1 protein-coding gene and 1 pseudogene are annotated in these 22,016 nt (G+C 76.7%); both read left to right on the plus strand.

Going from position 1 to position 22,016, the window contains the following annotated elements; all coding sequences use genetic code 11:
• The first annotated feature begins 108 nt into the window (after nucleotides 1–108).
• Complete coding sequence (locus ACWCYY_RS12490; protein ID WP_449795977.1) at nucleotides 109–9,339, plus strand: SDR family NAD(P)-dependent oxidoreductase; 9,231 nt, start codon at nucleotides 109–111, stop codon at nucleotides 9,337–9,339.
• A 57-nt stretch (nucleotides 9,340–9,396) separates the two neighbouring features.
• Nucleotides 9,397–22,002: pseudogene (locus ACWCYY_RS12495) on the plus strand (type I polyketide synthase); the annotation flags it as partial.
• Between the last annotated feature and the right edge of the window lie 14 nt (nucleotides 22,003–22,016).

The following is a 22,016-nucleotide window of genomic DNA, read 5'->3' on the forward strand; positions in this document are numbered from 1 at the left end:
TGGGGGGAGCTCTAGGGGTACGACAGGGGTTGCCTAGGGGCCCGGCGGGGCGGGGCGGGCGGAAGGGTGAGGGGCAAGGAAACAGCCTCCCCACAGGAGTGACCGACCATGCCTCGCCTGGAACCGTTCGACCCCTCCGCGCCCGACGGCGCAGTGCCCGACACCGCCTCGCCGGACGCGGTGGCCGTGGTGGGTGCCGCCTGCCGGCTGCCGGGGGCGGCGGACCCGGCGGCGTTCTGGCGCCTGCTGGCGGAGGGCGGCAGCGCCGTCGGGGTGTTCCCGCCGGGGCGGTTCGCGGAGGGTGAGCGGCCGCGGGCGGGTGGGTACCTGGACGAAGTCGGTGCCTTCGACCCGGAGTTCTTCGGCATCTCGCCCGCCGAGGCGGCCGCCGCCGACCCGCAGCAGCGCCTGGTGCTGGAACTCGCCTGGGAGGCGCTGGAGGACGCCGGTGTGCTGCCCGCCGCGCTCGGCGGCTCCCGGACCGGGGTGTTCGTCGGCGCGATCGGGGCCGACTACGCGGCTCTGGCGGCCCGCACCGGCAGTGTCTCGCGGCACACCCTGACAGGCCTCAACAAGGGCGTCATCGCCAACCGGGTCTCCTACGCGCTCGACCTGCGCGGCCCGAGCCTGACCGTGGACACCGCGCAGTCCTCCTCCCTGGTGGCCGTCCACCTGGCGGTGGAGAGCCTGCGGTCGGGCGAGTCGGAGTACGCCCTCGCCGCCGGGGTGAACCTCAACCTGGCGCCGGACTCCACCCTCACCGTCGAGCGCTTCGGCGCCCTCTCGCCGGACGACCGCTGCTTCACCTTCGACGCCCGGGCCAACGGCTACGCGCGCGGCGAGGGCGGCGTGCTGCTGGTGCTCAAGCCCCTGGTGCGGGCGCTCGCGGACGGCGACCGGGTCTACGCGGTGCTGCACGGCAGCGCGGTGAACAGCGACGGCGCCACCGAGGGCCTGACCGTTCCGAGCGCGGAAGCCCAGGCCGAGGTGGTCCGGAAGGCGGTGCGGCGGGCGGGCGTCGCCCCCGGGCGGATCGGGTACGTCGAGCTGCACGGCACCGGCACCCGGGTCGGCGACCCGATCGAGGCGGCCGGGCTCGGCGCGGCGCTCGGGGCCGGCCGGCCGGAGGGCGCCCCGCTGCTGGTCGGCTCGGCCAAGACCAACGTCGGCCACCTGGAGGGCGCGGCCGGGATCGTCGGTCTGCTCAAGACCGTGCTCGCGGTGCACCACCGGACGGTGCCCGCCAGCCTCAACTTCGAGACGCCGAACCCCGACATCCCGTTCGATCGGCTCGGCCTCGCGGTCGCTGTCGAGGCCGCCGCCTGGCCCGAGGACGCACCACTGGCGGGTGTCAGTTCCTTCGGCGTCGGCGGCACCAACGCGCACGTGGTGCTCGGCGCCGCGCCCCTGCGGGCGGACCGGCCGGAGGGCGGGGACGGGCGGGGCTTCTGGCCGCTGTCCGCCCGCTCGGCCCCGGCGCTGCGTCAGCAGGCAGCCCGGCTGCGGGAGTTCGCGCAGGACGAGCACGGGCCGCACCCGTCGGTGGTCGGCCGGGCGCTGGCCACCACCCGCAGCCACTTCGAACACCGTGCCGTGGTCAGCGGTGCGGACCGGGCCGAACTGCTGGAGGCACTCCAGGCGTTGGAGGCCGGCGAGCAGGCCACCGGCCTGGTGCAGGGCCGGGCCCACCGGGGCGGAGGCATCGTGCTGGTGTTCCCCGGCCAGGGGTCGCAGTGGGAGGGCATGGCCCGCGAACTGCTGGACACCGCACCGGCGTTCGCCGCCGAGATCGCCGCGGTGGAGCGGGCGCTCGCCCCGTACGTGGACTGGAAGCTGACGGACGTGCTGCGCGGCGAGCCCGGCGCGGCCGGCCTGGAGCGGGTCGACGTGGTGCAGCCCGCGCTGTTCGCCGTCAACGTCGCCCTGGCCGCGCTCTGGCGCGCCTCGGGCGTGCGGCCGGACGCGGTGATCGGTCACTCCCAGGGCGAGATCGCCGCCGCGTACGCCGCCGGGGCGCTCTCGCTGGAGGACGCCGCCGCCGTGGTCGCCCTGCGTGCGCAGGCCATCGCCGGGCTCGGCACCAGCGGGCAGGGCGCGATGGCGGCGGTGCCGCTGCCCGCCGTCGAGGTGGCCGCCGAACTGGCAAGGGGAGACGGGAAGATCAGCGTCGCCGCCGTCAACGGCCCCGCCTCGACGGTGGTCTCGGGAGACCGAGCGGCGGTGGCCGAGCTGGTCGAGCGCTACCGGGAGCGCGAGGTCCGGGCCCGGCTGGTGCCGGTGGACTACGCCTCCCACTCGCCTCAGGTCGAGCCGCTCGCGGAGCGCCTGCCGGAGCTGCTGGCCGCGATCAGCCCGCGCGCCACCGACACCGTCTTCTACTCCACCGTCACCGGCGGCCGGCTGGACACCACCGAACTGACCGCCGCCTACTGGTACCGCAACCTGCGCTCCACCGTGCAGTTGGAGCAGGCGGTCCGCGCCGCCCTGGCCGACGGGCACCGCAGCTTCGTGGAGAGCAGTGCCCACCCGGTGCTGACCCTGGGCCTCGGCCAGACCACCGAGGGGACGGACGCCGCCGTCACCGGAACGCTGCGCCGCGACCACGGCGGGCTGGAGCAGTTCCGCACCTCGCTGGCCGAACTCCACGTCCGGGGCGGCACGGTGGACTGGGCCGCGCTGTACGGGCCGGGCGGCGGGCACCTGGCGCTGCCCACCTACGCCTTCCAGCGCCGGCGGCTCTGGTTGGACGGCACCACCGCGCCGCTGCCCGAACGGGCGGTGGTGGAGGCCGAGGTGGAGCAGGCCACCGGCGGGCTGACCGAGGCCGAGGCGCTGGCCGCCGTCCGCTCGGCCGCCGCGCTGGTGCTCGGGCAGCGCGGCCCGGAGGCGGTCGACCCGGCGCACACCTTCAAGGAGCTGGGCTTCGACTCGGTCGCCGCCGTCGAGTTCCGCGACCGGCTGGCCGGGGCCACCGGCCTGAGCCTGCCCGCCACCCTCACCTACGACCGGCCGACCCCCGGCGCGGTCGCCGCCTACCTGGCCGGGGCCGGCGAGCCCGAGGCGCCGTCAGCAGCCGTGCGCGGCGGCGTCGATGACGACCCGGTGGTCGTGGTCGCCCTCAGCGGGCGGTGGCCGGGCGGGGCGGACAGCCCCGAGCGGCTCTGGGACCTGCTGCGCGAGGGCCGGGACGCCATCGGCCCGTTCCCGGACAACCGCGGTTGGGACCTGGAGGCGCTCTACGACCCCGAGGGCGAGCGCCCGGGCACCTCGTACACCCGGCAGGGCGGCTTCCTGCACGACGCCGACACCTTCGACGGGGCCTTCTTCGGGCTGGCCCCGCGCGAGGCCGCCGCGATGGACCCGCAGCAGCGCCTGCTGCTGGAGTCCGCGTGGGAGCTGACCGAGCGGGCCGGGATCGTCCCGGCCACCCTGCGGGGCACCCGCACCGGCGTCTTCGTCGGCGCGATGCAGCAGGAGTACGGGCCGCGCCTGCACGAGACCCCCAGCGGCTACGAGGGCCACGCCCTGACCGGCACGCTCGGCTCCGTCGCCAGCGGGCGGCTGGCGTACGCGCTGGGCCTCGAGGGCCCGGCCATCACCGTGGACACCGCCTGCTCCTCCTCCCTGGTGGCGATCCACCTGGCCGCCCAGTCGCTGCGCTCGGGCGAGAGCGACCTGGCGCTGGCCGGGGGTGTGACGGTGATGTCCACGCCGGGGATGTTCACCGAGTTCAGCCGCCAGCGCGGCCTGGCCGCCGACGGCCGGTGCAAGCCGTTCGCGCGGGGCGCCGACGGCACCGCCTGGGCGGAGGGCGTCGGCCTGGTGCTGCTGGAGCGGCTCTCCGACGCCCGGCGCCACGGGCACCGGGTGCTGGCGGTGCTGCGCGGCAGCGCCGTCAACCAGGACGGCGCCTCCAACGGCCTGACCGCGCCCAACGGCCCGGCCCAGGAGCGGGTGATCCGGGAGGCGCTGGCCCAGGCCGGGCTGGCCGCGCACGAGGTGGACGCGGTGGAGGCGCACGGCACCGGCACCGCGCTCGGCGACCCGATCGAGGCGCAGGCCCTGATCGCCACCTACGGGAAGGGGCGTCAGGAGCCGCTGCTGCTCGGGTCGTTGAAGTCCAACATCGGCCACACCCAGGCCGCCGCCGGGGTCACCGGCGTGATCAAGCTGGTGCAGGCCTTCCGGCACGGCGAACTGCCCGGCACCCTGCACCTGGACGCGCCCACCCCGCACGTGGACTGGAGCGCGGGCTCGGTGCGGGTGCCGACCGGCACCACCGCCTGGCCGGAGACCGGCCGCCCGCGCCGGGCCGCCGTCTCCTCCTTCGGCATCAGCGGCACCAACGCCCACCTGATCCTGGAGGCGCCGCCGGCCGAGGAGCCGCAGGTGTCCGTCGCGGAGGAGGAGGACGGGCCGCTGCTGCTCTCCGCGCGGAGCGAGCCGGCCCTGCGGGCCCAGGCCGGTCAACTGGCGGACGTGGCGGGTCGGTCGGGTCTGGCCAAGGCGCTGGCCACCGGCCGGACCCACTTCGAGCAGCGGGCCGCCGTGCTCGGTGACCGCACCGAGGGCCTGCGCGCGCTGGCTGAGGGCCGGGACGTGCCCGAGGTGCTGCGCGGCACGGCCGTGCGAGGCGCCAGGACGGCCTTCCTGTACTCCGGCCAGGGCAGCCAGCGGGCCGGGGCCGGGCGCGAACTGTACGAGCGGGAAGCGGAGTTCGCCGCGGCGGTGGACGAGATCGCGGCGCTCTTCGACGCCGAGCTCGACGTGCCGCTGAAGCTGGTGCTGTTCGCCGAGCCGGGCAGCGCCGAGGCCGAGCTGCTGGACACCACGGCGTACACCCAGCCCGCCCTCTTCACCCTGCACGTCGCGCTGCACCGCCTCGCCGAGGCGCGCGGGGTGCGGCCGGACCACCTGATCGGCCACTCGGTGGGCGAGTTGAGCGCGGCCCACCTGGCCGGGGTGTTCTCGCTGGCGGACGCGGTCCGGCTGGTCGCGGCGCGCGGACGGCTGATGGAGGCCCTGCCGGCGGGCGGTGCGATGGCCGCCGTGCAGGCCACCGAGGCGGAGGTGCTGCCCGAGCTGGGTGACGGGGTGTCGGTCGCGGCCGTCAACGGCCCGCGCTCGGTGGTGGTCTCGGGCGACGGTGAGCAGGTGCGGCGGCTGGCGGAGCGCTGGCGGGCCGAGGGGCGGCGGACCAAGCTGCTCACGGTCGGCCGGGCCTTCCACTCGCCGCAGATGGACGCCGTGCTGGCGGACTTCCGGGCGGTGGCGGAGCGGCTGAGCTACGCCGAGCCGCAGCTGTCGGTGATCTCCAACCTGACCGGAGCACCGGTCACCGCAGGGCAGTTGACCGACCCCGGGTACTGGGTGCGGCACATCCGCGAGGCGGTCCGCTTCCACGACGGCGTGCTGGCCCTGGACGGGCTCGGCGTCAGCGCCTACCTGGAGCTCGGCCCCGGCCCGGTGCTCACCGCGCTGGCCGAGGAGAGCCTGGACGGCGCGGGCGAGACCCCGCGCGCGCTGGCGGCGGTGCTGCGGGCCGGGCGGCCCGAGCGGGAGACGCTGACCGAGGCACTGGCCCGGCTGCACGTGCACGGCGTCGAGGTGGACTGGAACGCCGCCCTCCCCGGCCCGGCCGGGCCGGTCGAGCTGCCGACCTACCCCTTCGAGCGGCGGCGGTACTGGCTGGAGCAGCCGACCGGGGCGGCGGACGCGGGGGCGGGCGGCCTGGCCGCCACCGGGCACCCGCTGCTCTCCGGTGCCACCGAACTCCCGGACGGGGAGGGCTGGTTGCTCGCTGGCAGGATCTCGCTGCGGACCCACCCGTGGCTGGCCGGACACGCCGTCGGCGGCTCGGTGCTGCTGCCCGGCACGGCCTTCCTGGAGCTGGCCGCGCAGGCGGCGGCGCGGGCCGGGGCGGGCACCGTGGAGTCGCTGGACCTGGAGGCTCCGCTGACCCTGCCCGAGCGCGGCGGGGTGCGGCTGCAGGTGCTGGTCGGCGCGGAGGACGGCGAGGGACGGCGGGCGGTGCGGATCCGCTCGCAGGCCGAGCAGGGTGACGAGCAGTGGACCCAGCACGCGGCCGGGACCCTCGCGGCGCCCGCGGCCGAGGCCTTCGAGGCGTCCGGCGGCGCGGACTGGCCGCCGCGCGGCGCGCAGCCGGTGGACCTCGACGGCCTCTACGGGCGGCTGGCCGAGCAGGGCTACCGCTACGGGCCCGCCTTCCAGGGCCTGACGGCCGCCTGGCGGGTCGGGGAGGAACTGTACGCGGAGATCGCCCCGGCGGCGGACGGCGCGGAGTACGCGCTGCACCCGGCGCTGCTGGACGCGGTGCTGCACGCGGTGGTCCTGGACGCCGAGCGCACCGTGCTGCCGTTCGCCTGGCGGGAGGTGACGGTCCATCGTCCGGGCCCGACCGCCCTGCGCGCCCGGATCACCCCGACCGGCCCCGACACCGTCGCCCTCGCGGTGACGGACCCGGCTGGCCTGCCGGTCGCCACCGTCGGCGCGCTCACCCTGCGGGCCGCCGCGGCGACCGCCGGAGCCGACTCGCTGTACCGCCTGGACTGGCGGCCCCTGACGGCCGCCGACGGAGCGGGCCGCCCGACGGACGGTCAGCCCTGGGCCGCGCTGGACAGTGGGCGCCTGACGCCCGGATGGCCGGTGCTCGCCTCGGTCGCGGAGGTGGCCGCCGGTCAGAACGCGCTCGCGCCGGTCCAGGACGCCGAGCAGGCGCTCGACCTGATCCAGGCCTGGCTCGCGGGGGAGGGCGGCACGCTGGCCCTGGCCACCGAGCGGGCCGTCGCCACCCACCCCGGCGAGGACGTCCCGGACCCGGCCGCCGCGGCCGTCTGGGGCCTGGTCCGCACCGCGCAGACCGAGCAGCCCGGCCGGCTGGTCCTGCTGGACCTGGACGGCACCCTGGCCTCGGAGGAGGCGGTCGCCACGGCCCTCGCCGCCGACGATCCCCAACTCGCGCTGCGCGCCGGGGAGATCCTGGCCCCCAGGCTCGCCAAGGTCCGCCCCGCCGACACCCTGGCGGTGCCGGACGGCCCGTGGCGGCTGGACACCGCGAACCCCGGCAGCCTGGAGAGCCTGGCGCTGCTGCCCGCGCCCGAGGCGGAGCGCCCGCTGGGCGAGGGCGAGGTGCGCCTCGCCGTCCGCGCCGCCGGGCTGAACTTCCGGGACGTGCTGATCACCCTCGGGATGTACCCGGGCGGCGCCCGGATCGGCGCCGAAGCGGCGGGTACGGTCGTGGAGACGGGTCCGGGCGTGACCCGGCTGGCCGTCGGCGACCGGGTGGCCGGTCTGGTGCAGGGCACCCTCGGCCCGGTGGCGGTCACCGACCACCGCCTGCTGGTCAAGGTGCCCCGGAGCTGGAGCGACGCCGAGGCGGCCACCGTCCCGGTCGCCTTCCTCACCGCGCACCACGGGCTCTACGGCCTGGCCGGGCTGAAGCGCGGCGAGAGCGTGCTGGTGCACGCCGCCACCGGCGGCGTCGGCCAGGCAGCCGTCCAACTCGCCCGCCAGGGCGGTGCGGTGGTGCACGGTACGGCGAGCCCGGCCAAGTGGGAGGTGCTGCGCGGCCTCGGCGTCGAGGAGGACCGGATCGCCTCCAGCCGGACGCTGGACTTCGAGGCGGCCTTCCGCTCCGCGACCGAGGGGCGCGGCGTGGACGTGGTGCTCAACGCCCTCGCGGGTGAGTTCACCGACGCCTCGCTGCGGCTGCTCGCCCCGGGCGGGCGGTTCGTCGAGATGGGCAAGACCGACCAGCGCGACCCGGCCACCGTGGCCGCCGGGCACGGCGGGGCCGCCTACCTGGCCTTCGACCTGTTCGACGTGCACCCGGACCGGATCGCCGAGATCTTCGCCGAGTTGGAAGGGCTGTTCGCCGCAGGCGAGTTGACCCCGCTTCCGGTGCTGAGCCAGGACGTCCGGCAGGCACCGCAGGCGCTGCGCCGGCTCAGCCAGGCCAGGCACACCGGCAAGCTGGCGCTCACCCTGCCCCGCCCGCTCGCCGATCGGGGCACGGTGCTGGTCACCGGCGGCACCGGGGCGCTCGGCGCGCTGGTGGCCCGGCGGCTGGTCACCCACCACGGCGTCCGGCACCTGCTGTTGGCGAGCCGTCAGGGCGTCAACGCCCCCGGCGCGCCGGAGCTGCTGGCCGAGCTCGCCCGCCTGGGAGCCGTGGCCACCGCCACGTCCGCCGACATCGGCGACCCGGCGGCGGTCGAGGCCCTGGTCGCCGCCGTCCCGGCGGAGCACCCGCTGACCGCGGTGGTGCACACCGCCGGGGTGCTGGACGACACGGTGCTGACCTCGCTCACCCCCGAGCGGCTGCGCACCGTGGCCCGGCCCAAGGCGGAGGGCGCCTGGCACCTGCACCGCGCCACCGAACACCTGGAGCTGGCCGCCTTCGTGCTCTTCTCCTCGGCCGTCGCCCTGCTCGGCAACCCCGGACAGGCCAACTACGCCGCCGCCAACGCGCAGTTGGACGCGCTGGCCCAGCACCGCCGGGTGCGCGGTCTGCCTGCGGCCTCGCTGGCCTGGGGCGTCTGGGCGGAGGCCGGCGGGATGGCGGCCGGGCTCGGCGCGGCGGAGAGCGAGCGGCTGGCCGCGACCGGCCTGGCGCCGATGACGGACGAACAGGGCCTGGCCCTCTTCGACGCCGCGCTCGACGGCCTCGGCACCCCGTACGCCGCCCTCGCGGCGGCCCGGCTGGACACCGCCGCGGTGCCCGCGGACCGGCTGTCGCCGGTGCTGCGCGGCCTGGTCCGGCACCGTCCCCGCCCGGCCGCGAGCGGCGAACCGGCGGCACTGGCCGGACAGTTGGCGGGCAAGGCGGCCGGTGAGCAGGAGCGGATCCTGCTCGCCCTGGTCCGCTCCACCGCGGCCGCCGTGCTCGGCCACCCTGGCCCGGAGGCGGTCGGACCGGTCGGCGGCTTCATGGACATCGGCTTCGACTCGCTCGGCGTGATCGAGCTGCGGAACCGGATCAACGCCGCCACCGGACTGCGCCTGCCCACCACCGCCGTCTTCGACCACCCGACCCCGGTCGCCCTGGCCGCCCACCTGCGGGAGCGGCTGGCCCCCGCCGAGCCGGCCTCAGAGCCCGAACCGCTCGACCTGGACGCCGAGTTCGACCGCCTGGAGCGCTCGCTGGGAGCGCTCGGCGAGGGCGGCCGGGCCGATGCGGCAGCCCGGTTGGCGGCCCTGCTGGCAGGCCTAGGCGGTGCGCCGGCGGCCGCGTCGGACGACGGCATCGCGGACCGGATCAGCGAAGTCAGCAACGACGACATCTTCGACTTCATCGACAACGAGCTCGGAATTTCCTGAGAGGCGAACGCAGAGATGAGCAGCAACGAGCAGAAGCTCCGCGACTACCTCAACAAGGTGGCCACCGAGCTGCACCAGACCCGCCAGCGGCTGAAGGACGCCGAGGCCCGCGCGGCCGCGTCCGAGGACGGCCCGGAGGAGCCGATCGCCATCGTCGGCATGGCCTGCCGCTTCCCCGGCGGTGCCGACACCCCGGACGCCCTGTGGCAGCTGGTCGCCGAGGAGCGCGACGTGGTCGGCCCCTTCCCCTCCGACCGGGGCTGGGACCTGGAGCACCTGTACGACCCGGATCCGGACCGGCCCGGCCGCAGCTATGCCCGCGAGGGCGGATTCCTCTACGAGGCGGGCGAGTTCGACGCCGCGTTCTTCGGCGTCTCGCCGCGCGAGGCGCTCGCCGCCGAGCCCCAGCAGCGCCTGCTGCTGGAGACGGCCTGGGAGGCGCTGGAGCACGCCGCGATCGACCCGGAGTCGCTGCGCGGCAGCCGCACCGGCGTCTTCGCGGGCGTCATCGCGCAGGAGTACGGCCCCTCCATGCACCACCTGCCCGCCGAGCAGACCGACGGCTACGTGCTCACCGGCACCACCACCTCGGTCGCCTCCGGCCGGATCGCCTACACCCTGGGCCTGGAGGGGCCGGCCGTCACCGTCGACACCGCCTGCTCCTCCTCCCTGGTCGCGGTCCACCTGGCCGCGAGCGCGCTGCGCTCCGGCGAGTGCTCGCTGGCCCTGGCCGGCGGCGCCACCGTGCTCTCCGCGCCCGGCCTGTTCATCGAGTTCAGCCGCCAGCGCGGCCTGGCGCCCGACGGCCGCTGCAAGGCCTTCGCCTCCGCCGCCGACGGGACCGGCTGGGGCGAGGGCGCCGGGCTGCTGGTGCTGGAGAAGCTCTCCGACGCCCGCCGCAACGGCCACCGGGTGCTGGCCGTGCTCAGCGGCTCGGCCGTCAACCAGGACGGCCGCAGTAGCCAGCTCACCGCCCCGAGCGGCACCTCCCAGCAGCGCGTCATCCGCCAGGCGCTGGCCTCCGCCGGGATCACCCCGGCCGACGTCGACCTGGTGGAGGCGCACGGCACCGGCACCCGCCTGGGCGACCCGATCGAGGCGCAGGCCCTGATCGCCACCTACGGGCAGGCCCACGACCCCGAACGGCCGCTCTGGCTGGGCTCGTTGAAGTCGAACATCGGCCACACCCAGGCCGCCGCCGGGGTGGCCGGCGTGATCAAGTCGGTGCTGGCGATCCGCCACGGCGTGCTGCCGCGCACCCTGCACGTGGACGAGCCCTCCCCGCACGTCGACTGGTCCGAGGGCACCGTCCGGCTGCTGACCGAGCGTCAGGACTGGCCGGCCCTGGACCGCCCGCGCCGCGCCGCCGTCTCCGCCTTCGGCGTCTCCGGCACCAATGCGCACGTCATCGTCGAGCAGGCCCCCGAGGAGGAGACGGGAGAGCCCGGCACCGAGGCGCCCGAGGTGCTGCCCTACCTGCTCTCCGCCCGCACCCCCGAGGCGCTGGAGGCCCAGGCCGCCCGCCTCGCACGCACCGTCGACCGGGTCGCACCGCTGGACCTGGCCCACACCCTGGCCACCGGCCGGGCGCACCTGGAGGAGCGCGCCGTCGCCATCGGCGGCCCGGACGCCCTCGCCGACCTGACCGCCCCCCAGGTGGTGCGCGGCCGGGCCGGGACCCCCGGCAAGGTGGTCTTCGTCTTCCCCGGCCAGGGCTCCCAGTGGACCGGCATGGCCGCCGGACTGCTCGAGGCCGAGCCGGTGTTCGCCGCCGCGCTCACCGAGGCCGCCGAGGCGCTCGCCCCGCACACCGACTGGTCGCTGCTGGACGTGGTGCGCGGAGTGCCCGGCGGACCGGACCCGGACCGGGTCGACGTGGTCCAGCCCACTCTCTGGGCCGTCATGGTGGCCCTGGCCGCGCTCTGGAAGTCCTACGGGGTGCGCCCCGACGCCGTGGTCGGCCACAGCCAGGGCGAGGTGGCGGCCGCCTACGTGGCCGGCGGCCTCACCCTGGCCGACGCGGCCCGGATCGTGGCCCGCCGGGCCCAGGCGCTGGCCACCCTCTCCGGCAAGGGCGGCATGCTCTCGGTGGCCCGCCCGCTCGCCGAGGTGGAGGCCCGGATCACCGCCCGGCCCGGCCGCCTGTCGATCGGCGTGGTCAACGGCCCGCTCTCCACCGTGGTCTCCGGCGACCTGGAGGCACTGGCCGAACTGGCCGCCGCGTACGAGGCCGAGGGCGTCCGCACCCGCCCGGTCAACATCGACTACGCCTCCCACTCGGTGCAGACCGAGGCGCTGCGCGAGGAGCTGCTGGAGCTGCTCGCCCCCGTGGCCCCGCGCGCCGGGGAGGTGCCGCTGCTCTCCACCGTCACCGGGGACTGGCAGGACACCGCCGCCCTGGACGCCGGGTACTGGTACCGCAACCTGCGCTCCACCGTCCGCTTCGAGCAGGCCACCCGCCGCCTGGCCGAGGACGGGCACACCGTCTTCGTCGAGGTCAGCCCGCACCCGGTGCTCACCGGCGCGATCGAGGACACCCTCGACGCGGCCGGGGTGACCGACCCGGTGGTGGCCGGTTCGCTGCGCCGCGACCACGGCGGCCGGGAGCGCTGGCTCGCCTCCGCGGCCGAACTCCACGTCCGGGGCGTCCCGGTGGACTGGACGGCCGCCTTCGCCGGCACCCGCCCGCACCACGCCGAGCTGCCCACCTACCCGTTCCAGCGGCAGCGGTACTGGCTGGACGCCAGCCGCTCGCCCGAGCAGCTCACCGGCACCGGCGGCGCCCCCGACGAGACCTTCTGGGGCCTGGTCGCCGAGGGCGACGCCGGGCGGCTCGGCGAGGCCATCGGCCTGGACGGCGAGCGGGTCGCCCCCGTGCTGCCGGCCCTGGCCTCCTGGTGGGACCGGCAGCGGGCGGCCACCGTCGCCGACGGCTGGCGCCACCGGATCACCTGGCGCCCCGTCACCCCGGCCACGGCCGGCAAGCTGCACGGCACCTGGCTGATCGTCACCCCGGAGGAGCAGACCGGCCACCCGTGGGCGGCGGCGCTCGCCGAGACGCTGGCCGCGCACGGCGCCGTGCCCGTGGTGGTCCTCGGCGGCACCGACCGCGCCGCGCTGGCCGAGACCCTGATCGCCGCCGGGCCGTTCGACGGCGTGGTCTCCCTGCTCCAGCTGCGCGGCGGCGCCCACCCCGAGCACCCCGCGGTGCCGTGGGCCTACGCCGCCGAGGTCACCCTGGCCCAGGCCCTGGAGGACGCGGGGGCGCACGCCCCGCTCTGGTACCTGACCCGGGGTGCCGTCTCCACCGGCCCGGCCGATCCGGTGACCGACCCGCAGCACGCCCTGGTCTGGGGCTTCGGCGCCATCCTGGCCGCCGAACTCCCCGCCCTGCACGGCGGGTTGGCCGACCTTCCGGCCGAACCGGACGACCGCACCTGGCAGCAGCTGGCCGCCCTGCTGGCCGACACCTCCGCCGACCGCGAGGTGGAGCTCGCGCTGCGCCCCGCCGGGGTCTTCGCCCGGCGCCTGGTCCCCGCCGCCCCGGCCGGAGCGGCCGAGCAGCCGTGGCGGCCGAGTGGCACCACGCTGATCACCGGAGGCACCGGAGCCCTCGGTGGCCACGTGGCCCGCTGGCTGGCCGGGCGTGGCGCCGAGCACCTGCTGCTGGTCAGCCGCCGGGGCGCCGAGGCACCCGGTGCGGCCGTGCTGGCCGCCGAACTCGCCGCCCTGGGCACCGAGGTGAGCTTCGCCGCCGCCGACGTGGCCGACCGCGAGGCGCTCGCCGCCGTGCTGGCGGGCATCCCCGCCGACCGCCCGCTGACCGCCGTGGTGCACACCGCCGCCGCGCTGCACGACGGCCTGATCCCCTCCCTGACGGCCGCTCAGCTGGAGCTGGCGCTCCGCGCCAAGGCGGGCGCCGCGCAGCTGCTGGACGAGCTGACCGCCGGGCTGGAGCTCTCCGCCTTCGTGCTGTTCTCCTCGGTGGCCGGTCTGTGCGGCATCCCCGGGCAGGGCAACTACGCGCCCGGCAACGCCTATCTGGACGCCCTCGCCGAGCGCCGCCGCGCCGCGGGCCTGCCGGCCACCTCGATCGCCTGGGGCCACTGGGCGGGGGACGGCATCGCCGCCGACGGGGCCGAGGAGCAGCTGCTGCGCCACGGCCTGGTCTCGCTGCCGCCGGTGCAGGCCGTCGAGCTGCTCGGCCAGGCTCTGGACCACGGCGACATCACCCTGGTGGTGGTGGACGCCGACTGGCCCGTGCTGTTCCGCAGCCGTCGCCACCCGATCGCCGCCGAGCTGGTCCGCCGCACGGCCGAGCCCGTGGGCGCCGCCGCACCGGCGGCCGAGGGCGAGCTGACGGCCCGTCTGGCCGCCCTGCCCGCCGCCGAGCGGCGCCGGAGCCTGCTGGCCCTGGTCCGTGCCGAGGCCGCCGCCGTGCAGCGGCACGGCTCGGCCGAGGCGATCGACCCGGCCAAGGCCTTCCGCCAGCAGGGCTTCGACTCGCTCACCGCCGTCGAGTTCCGCAACCGCCTGGGCGCGGCCACCGGCCGCCGCCTGCCCGCCACCGTGGTCTTCGACCACCCGACCCCCGCCGCCCTGGCCGACTGGCTGGCCGGCGAGCTGTGGGGCGCCGAGGAGCTCACCGAGACGCCCGCCGTACGGCTCGCGGACCTGGACGAGGACCCGATCGCGATCGTCGGCATGGCCTGCCGCTACCCCGGCGGGGTCGCCTCGCCCGAGGACCTCTGGCGCCTGGTCAGCGAGGGCGTGGACGCGCTCACCGAGTTCCCGGCGGACCGCGGCTGGGACCTGGAGTCGCTCTACAGCCCCGACCCGGACCGGCCCGGCACCTCGTACTCCAAGCACGGCGGATTCCTCGACGGCATCGGCGAGTTCGACGCCGAGTTCTTCGGGATCCCGCCGCGCGAGGCCCCCGCGATCGACCCCCAGCAGCGCCTGCTGCTGGAGACCACCTGGGAGGCCTTCGAGCGGGCCGGCATCGACCCGACCGCGCTGCGCGGCAGCCGGACCGGCGTGTTCGCCGGCATCTCCGGCCGCGACTACGCGGGCGCCGGGCAGCAGGTGCCGGACGAGCTGGAGGCCTACCTGGGGATCGGCAACGCCGGCTCGGTGGCCTCGGGCCGGATCTCCTACACCTTCGGTTTCGAGGGCCCGGCCGTCACGGTGGACACCGCCTGCTCCTCCTCGCTGGTCGCCCTGCACCTGGCCGCGCAGTCACTGCGCGCCGGGGAGTCGGACCTGGCGGTGGCGGGCGGCGTGCTGCTGATGACCACCCCGACCACCTTCGTGGAGTTCTCCCGCCAGCGGGCCATGTCGCCCGACGGCCGCTGCAAGGCCTTCGCGGCGGCCGCCGACGGCACCGGCTGGGCCGAGGGCGTGGGCCTGCTGCTGGTGGAGCGGCTCTCCGACGCGCGGCGCAACGGGCACCAGGTGCTGGCGGTGCTGCGCGGCAGCGCCGTCAACCAGGACGGCGCCTCCAACGGCCTGACCGCGCCGAGCGGTCCCTCCCAGCAGCGCGTCATCCGCCAGGCGCTGGCCCAGGCGGGCCTCGCCGCCCACGAGGTGGACGCGGTGGAGGCACACGGCACCGGCACCACGCTGGGCGACCCGATCGAGGCGCAGGCCCTGATCGCCACCTACGGGCAGGAGCGCGACGCCGAACGCCCGCTCTGGCTCGGCTCGGTGAAGTCCAACATCGGCCACAGCCAGGCCGCGGCGGGTGTCGCGGGCGTGATCAAGTCGGTGCTGGCGATCCGCAACGGCGTGCTGCCGCGCACCCTGCACGTGGACGAGCCCTCCCCGCACGTCGACTGGTCGGCGGGCACGGTGCGGGTGCTGACGGAGGACCAGCCCTGGCCCGCGCTGGACCGCCCGCGCCGGGTCGGCGTCTCCGCCTTCGGGGTCTCCGGCACCAACGCGCACGTGATCATCGAGCAGGCGCCGGAGGAGGCCGCGGTGGTCGTGGCCACCGAGGCCCCGGCCGTGCTGCCCTTCGTGCTCTCCGCGCGGACGCCGGAGGCCTTGGTGGCCCAGGCCGACCAGGTCGCCGAACTCGCCTCGACGGCCGACCCGTCGGCGGTCGCCCAGTCGCTGGTGACCGCGCGGGCCGCGCTGGAGGAGCGCGCGGTGGTGCTCGGCGGCGTCGAGGCGCTGCGCGCGCTGGACGGCCCCGGCGTGGTGCGCGGGACGGCCAGCTCCGGTGGTCTGGCGTTCCTGTTCTCCGGGCAGGGTAGCCAGCGGGTGGGCATGGGGCGGGAGTTGTACGCCGCCTTCCCGGTCTACGCGCAGGCCTTCGACGCGGTGGCCGAGGCGCTCGGCCTGCCGCTGGGCGAGGTGATCGCGAGTGGTGAGGGTCTGGACGAGACGGGGTGGACGCAGCCGGCGTTGTTCGCGGTGGAGGTCGCGCTGTTCCGGCTCTTCGAGTCCTGGGGCGTGCGGCCGGACCTACTGGCCGGGCACTCGATCGGTGAGCTGGCCGCGGCCCACGTGGCGGGGGTGTTCTCGCTGGCCGATGCGGCCGCGCTGGTGGCGGCCCGGGCCCGGTTGATGCAGGAACTGCCCGGTGGTGGTGCGATGGTGGCGGTCGAGGCGACCGAGGAGGAGGTCCGCGAGGTCCTGGTCCCCGGTGCGGAGATCGCGGCCGTCAACGGCCCGCGTTCGGTGGTGGTCTCCGGCGACGCCGAGGCCGTGGCCGCCGTCCGCGAGCGCTTCGCCGACCGCCGCACCAAGCAGCTGAAGGTCAGTCACGCCTTCCACTCCGCCCACCTGGACGGCATGCTCGCCGACTTCGGCCGGGTGGCCGCCCACCTCGGCTACAGCGCCCCGCAGATCCCGGTGGTCTCCAACCTGACCGGCCGGATCGCCACCGCCGCCGAGCTCACCGACCCGCAGTACTGGGTCCGACAGGTCCGCGAGGCGGTCCGCTTCGCCGACGTGGTAAGGGAGTTGGCGGCCGAGGGCGTCAGCACCTTCGTCGAGCTCGGCCCGGACGGCACGCTCAGCGGCCTGGTCGGCACCATCCTGGACGAGCCCGTCACGGCAGCCGCGCTGCGCCGCGACCGCGACGAGGCCGAGACCGCCGTCACCGCGCTGGCCCGGATCCACGTCCAGGGCCACCCGGTGGACTGGGCCGCGCTGTTCGGCGGCGCCCGCCGCCCGCAGCTCGACCTGCCCACCTACCCGTTCCAGCGCCGCCGTTACTGGCTGGAGCCCGCCCGTCGGACCGCCGACGCCGGCGGTCTGGGCCTCGGTGCGGTCGAGCACCCGGTGCTCGGCGCGGCCCTGACCCCGGCCGGCTCCTCGGGCGTGGTGCTGACCGGCAGCCTCTCGCTGCGAACCCACCCCTGGCTGGCCGACCACGTGGCGCTCGGCACCGTCCTGGCGCCCGGTGCGGCCCTGGTCGAACTCGCCGTCCGGGCCGGTGACGAGGTCGGCGCGGCCACCCTGGAGGAGCTGGTGGTCGAGTCGCCGCTGCTGCTCCCGGCCGAGGGTGCTCTCCAACTCCAGGTCACCGTCGGCGAGTCGGCCGAGGACGGGAAGCGTCCGGTCGCCGTCCACTCCCGGGCGGGCGTGGCGGGGGAGTGGACCCGGCACGCCTCCGGTCTGCTCTCCGAGCGCACGGCCGCTGCCGAGCCCTTCGTCTGGCCGCCGCAGGGCGCCGAGGAGGTCCCGGTCACCGAGGCGTACGAGCTGCTGGCCGGGGTCGGCCTGGAGTACGGGCCCGCCTTCCGCGGCCTGGAGACGGTCTGGCGCGACGGTGACACCCTGTACGCCGAGGCCGCCCTCCCCGAGCAGCTCGTCCCGGACGCCTCCCGCTTCGGCATCCACCCGGCCCTGCTGGACGCGGCGGCCCAACTCCCGGCCCTGCACGGCAGCGAGGCCGGGGTGCGGCGCCTGCCGTTCGCCTACCGGGGGGTCTCGCTGCACGCGGCGGGCGCCGCCCGGATCCGGGTCCGGCTCACCGTCAGCGGCGCGGACGACTACGCCATCGAGGCCACCGACGCCGAGGGGCGCCCGGTGATCTCGCTCGCCTCCCTGGTCACCCGGCCGGTGCAGGACGGCGCACTGGGCACCGCCCCGGCGGTCGACCGGGACGCGCTGTTCGCGGTCGAGTGGCCCGAGCTCGCGCTGCCCGAGACGGACGGGGCGGACGGGCTCTCCGCCCACACCGTCCTGCGGGCCGAGGCCCGGGAGGGCGTGCTCGCCGAGGTGCTGACCGCCACGCAGGAGTGGCTGGCGGACGAGGCGAACGAGGGGGCCCGGCTGGTCGTCCTGACCAGCGGTGCCGTCTCCGTCGCCGGCGAGGCACCGGATCCGGTGGTGGCCCCGGTCTGGGGGCTGCTGCGCTCCGCGCAGTCCGAGCACCCGGAGCGGATCGTCCTGGTGGACGGTGACGTCGCCGGGCTGCTGCCGACGGTGCTGGCCTCCGGCGAGCCCCAACTCGCCCTGCGCGACGGCCGGGTGCACGTGCCGAGGCTGGCCCGGGTGGGCGTGCCGGAGCACGGCGAGGCGCGGCCCTGGGACCCGGAGGGCACGGTGCTGATCACCGGTGGAACCGGCGTGCTGGGCGGGCTGCTGGCCCGTCACCTGGTCGCCGGGCGCGGCGTGAAGCACCTGCTTCTGCTTTCCCGCAGCGGCGATGCTGCCCCCGGTGCGGCCGAACTCCGCGAGGAGCTGGCCGGATTGGGCGCACGGGTGACCATCGCGGCCGCCGACGCGGCGAACCGCGAGGCGCTGGCCGCCGCGATCGCCGCGGTACCGGCCGAGCACCCGCTCACCGCCGTGGTGCACACGGCCGGTGTGGTGGACGACGGTGTCTTCGGTTCGCTGACGCCGTCCCGACTGGAGGCGGTGTGGGCCCCGAAGGCCGACGGCGCCCGCCATCTGCACGAGCTGACCAGGGGTCACGAGCTGGCCGCCTTCGTGCTCTACTCCTCGGTCGCCGCCGTCCTCGGTTCGCCGGGGCAGGCCAGCTACTCCGCCGCCAACACCTACCTGGACGCGCTGGCCGCCCACCGGCGCTCGATCGGCCTGCCGGCCCAGTCGCTGGCCTGGGGCCAGTGGGCCGAGGCCAGTGGCATCACCGGCCACCTGAGCGCCACCGACCACGCCCGCCTGGCCCGGCTCGGGATCCGCCCGATCGGCTCGGCCGAGGGCGCCGCGCTCTTCGACGCGGCCGGCCTGCTGACGGACCGTCCGGTGCTGGTCCCCGCCCCGCTCGACCTGGCCGCCCTGCGCGGCCGTCCGGTGCCCGCGCTGCTGCGCGGCCTGGTCCGCCCGGTCCGCCGGGCAGCGGGCAGCGGTGGCGCGGCGGCGGGGGAGGCCCCGCTCACGGAGCGGCTGGCCGCGCTGCCGGACCGGGCCGAGCGCCTCGCCACGGTGCTGCGCCTGGTCCGCACCGAGGTGGCCGCCGTGCTCGGCACGGACGCCGGCTCGGTCGGCGCGCAGCGGCCGTTCACCAGCCTCGGGCTGGACTCGCTGACCGCCGTGGAGCTGCGCAACCGGATCGGCGCGGCCACCGGTCTGCGCCTCTCCGCCACCCTGGTCTTCGACCACCCCAACCCGGCCGCCCTCGCCGAGCACCTGCTCACCGAGCTGCTGGGCGCGGCGAAGGCCCCGGCGGTCCGTACGGCGTCCCCGGCGCCGCTGCCCGCCGACGACCCGATCGCCATCGTCGGCATGGCCTGCCGCCTGCCCGGCGGGGTGACCACGCCGGACGAGCTCTGGCAGCTGGTGGCCGAAGGCCGGGACGCGGTCGGGGAGTTCCCGACCGACCGCGGCTGGGACCTGGAGAACCTCTACGACCCGGACCCGGAGCGGCCCGGCACCTCGTACACCCGGCACGGCGGATTCCTCGACCGGGCCGCCGAGTTCGACGCCGCGTTCTTCGGCATCTCCCCGCGCGAGGCACTGGCCACCGACCCCCAGCAGCGCCTGCTGCTGGAGACCGGATGGGAGGCGCTGGAGAGCGCGGGCATCGACCCGGCCACGCTGCGCGGCAGCCGGACCGGCGTCTTCGCCGGGATGATGTACCACGACTACGCGCCCCGGGTCCGTGAGGTCCCGGCGGAGCTGGAGGGCTGGCTCGGCAACGGCAGCGCGGGCAGTGTCGCCTCGGGCCGGATCTCCTACACCTTCGGTTTCGAGGGCCCGGCCGTCACGGTCGACACCGCCTGCTCCTCCTCGCTGGTCGCCCTGCACCTGGCCGCCCAGTCGCTGCGGGCCGGGGAGTGCGACCTGGCCCTGGCCGGTGGCGTCGCGGTGATGTCCACCCCGACCACCTTCGTGGAGTTCTCCCGTCAGCGGGCGCTCTCCGAGGACGGCCGCTGCAAGGCCTACGCGGGGGCGGCGGACGGCACCGGCTGGGGCGAGGGCGTGGGCCTGCTGCTGGTGGAGCGGCTCTCCGACGCGCGGCGCAACGGGCACCAGGTGCTGGCGGTGCTGCGCGGCAGCGCCGTCAACCAGGACGGCGCCTCCAACGGCCTGACCGCGCCGAGCGGTCCCTCCCAGCAGCGCGTCATCCGGCAGGCGCTGGCCCAGGCGGGCCTTGCCGCGCACGAGGTGGACGCCGTCGAGGGCCACGGCACCGGCACCCGCCTGGGTGACCCGATCGAGGCCCAGGCGCTGCTCGCCACCTACGGCCAGGACCGCGAACAGCCGCTGCTGCTCGGCTCGTTGAAGTCCAACATCGGCCACACCCAGGCCGCCGCCGGCGCGGCCGGGGTGATCAAGATGGTGCAGGCCATCCGCCACGGCGTGCTGCCGCAGACCCTGCACGTGGACGAGCCGTCCCCGTACGTGGACTGGTCGGCCGGTGCGGTCGAGCTGCTGACCGAGCGTCAGGACTGGCCCGGGGTGGACCGCCCGCGCCGGGCCGGGATCTCCTCCTTCGGGGTCTCCGGCACCAACGCCCACGTGATCATCGAGCAGGCCCCGCAGGAGGCGCCCGCTCCCGAGCGCGGCGCCACCCCGCCGGTGCTGCCCTTCGTGGTCTCGGCCCGCACCCCGCAGGCCCTGCGCGAGCAGGCCGGGCGGGTGGCCGAGGCGCTGGAGGGCGCCGAGCCGGTCGACGTGGCGCACGCCCTGGTCACCACCCGGGGCGCGCTGGAGGAGCGGGCCGTGGTGGTCGGCGACCCGGCCGGGCTGAAGCTGCTCGCCGCCGGCGACCCCTCGCCCGCGCTGGTCACCGGCCGGGCCGACGTGGACGGCCGGACCGTCTTCGTCTTCCCCGGCCAGGGCTCCCAGTGGGCCGGCATGGCGGTCGGACTCCTGGACACCGCACCGGCCTTCGCGGCCCGGATCGCGGAGTGCGCGGCGGCCCTCGCCCCGCACACCGACTGGTCCCTGCTGGACGTGCTGCGCGGCGAGCCGGGCGCGCCCGGCCTGGACCGGGTGGACGTGGTGCAGCCGGTGCTGTGGGCCGTGATGGTCTCGCTGGCCGAGCTCTGGCAGGCCCACGGCGTCCGCCCGGACGCGGTGGTCGGCCACAGCCAGGGCGAGATCGCCGCCGCCGTGGTGGCCGGCGGCCTGAGCCTGGCCGACGGCGCCCGGGTGGTGGCCCTGCGCAGCCGGGCCATCCTGGCCCTCTCGGGCCGGGGCGGAATGGCCTCGGTGGCGCTGCCCGCCGCCGAGGTCACCGAGCGGATCGCCGCCTGGGGCGGCCGGCTCTCGGTCGCCGTGGTCAACGGCCCCTCCGCCACCGTGGTCTCCGGCGAGCCGCAGGCGCTGGCCGAACTGGTCGAGGGCTACCGGGCGGAGGAGGTCCGGGCCCGGCTGATCCCGGTGGACTACGCCTCGCACTCCGCCCAGGTGGACGGCCTGCGGGAGGAGCTGCTGGAGCTGCTCGCCCCGGTCCGACCGCGCACCGGCGAGGTGCCGCTGCTCTCCACCGTCACCGGTGACTGGCAGGACACCGCGGCGCTGGACGCCGAGTACTGGGTGACCAACCTGCGCGAGACCGTCCGCTTCGAGGAGGCGGCCCGAGCGCTGGCCGCCGAGGGCCACACGGTCTTCGTCGAGGTGAGCCCGCACCCCGTGCTCACCGTCCCGCTCCAGGAGACCCTGGAGTCCGCCGGGGCCGGACGGGGTTCGGTCGTCACCGGGACCCTTCGCCGGGACCACGGCGGCCTGGACCGCTTCCTGCTCTCGGCCGCCGAACTCTGGGTGCGCGGCGCGGCGGTGGACTGGCCGGCCGTGCTGGCCGGAGCCCGTCCGCGCCGGGTGGCGCTGCCCGGCTACGCCTTCCAGCGTCAGCGGTACTGGCTGGACGCCACCGTCACCAACTCCACCGTGACGGCCCCGGCCGTCCAGGCCGCCGAGGTGGGCGAGACCGCCCCGTGGGTGGCCCGGCTCGCGGTCCTCGACGACCCGTCGGCCCGCGAGGCGCTGCTGCTGGACCTGGTCCGCCGGGAGGCGGCGGCCGTGCTCGGCCACCCCGACACCGGGGAGGTCGGCGCCGACCGGGCCTTCCGGGACCTGGGCCTGAGTTCGCTGACCGCCGTCGAACTGCGCAATCGGATCGGCGCCGGGACGGGCCTGGAGCTGCCCGCCACCCTGGTCTTCGACCACCCGAACCCGGCCGCGCTGGCCGCCCACCTGCTGGCCGAACTGCCGGTAGGGGACAGGGCGGTGGAGCTCGGAGCGCTGGAGTCGGT

It is taken from the genome of Kitasatospora sp. NPDC001664 (assembly GCF_053596675.1).

Bases quoted from the DNA above. Each gene is read 5' to 3' on its own strand.
- ACWCYY_RS12490 (WP_449795977.1), top strand. From the start codon at position 109: ATGCCTCGCCTGGAACCGTTCGACCCCTCCGCGCCCGACGGCGCAGTG.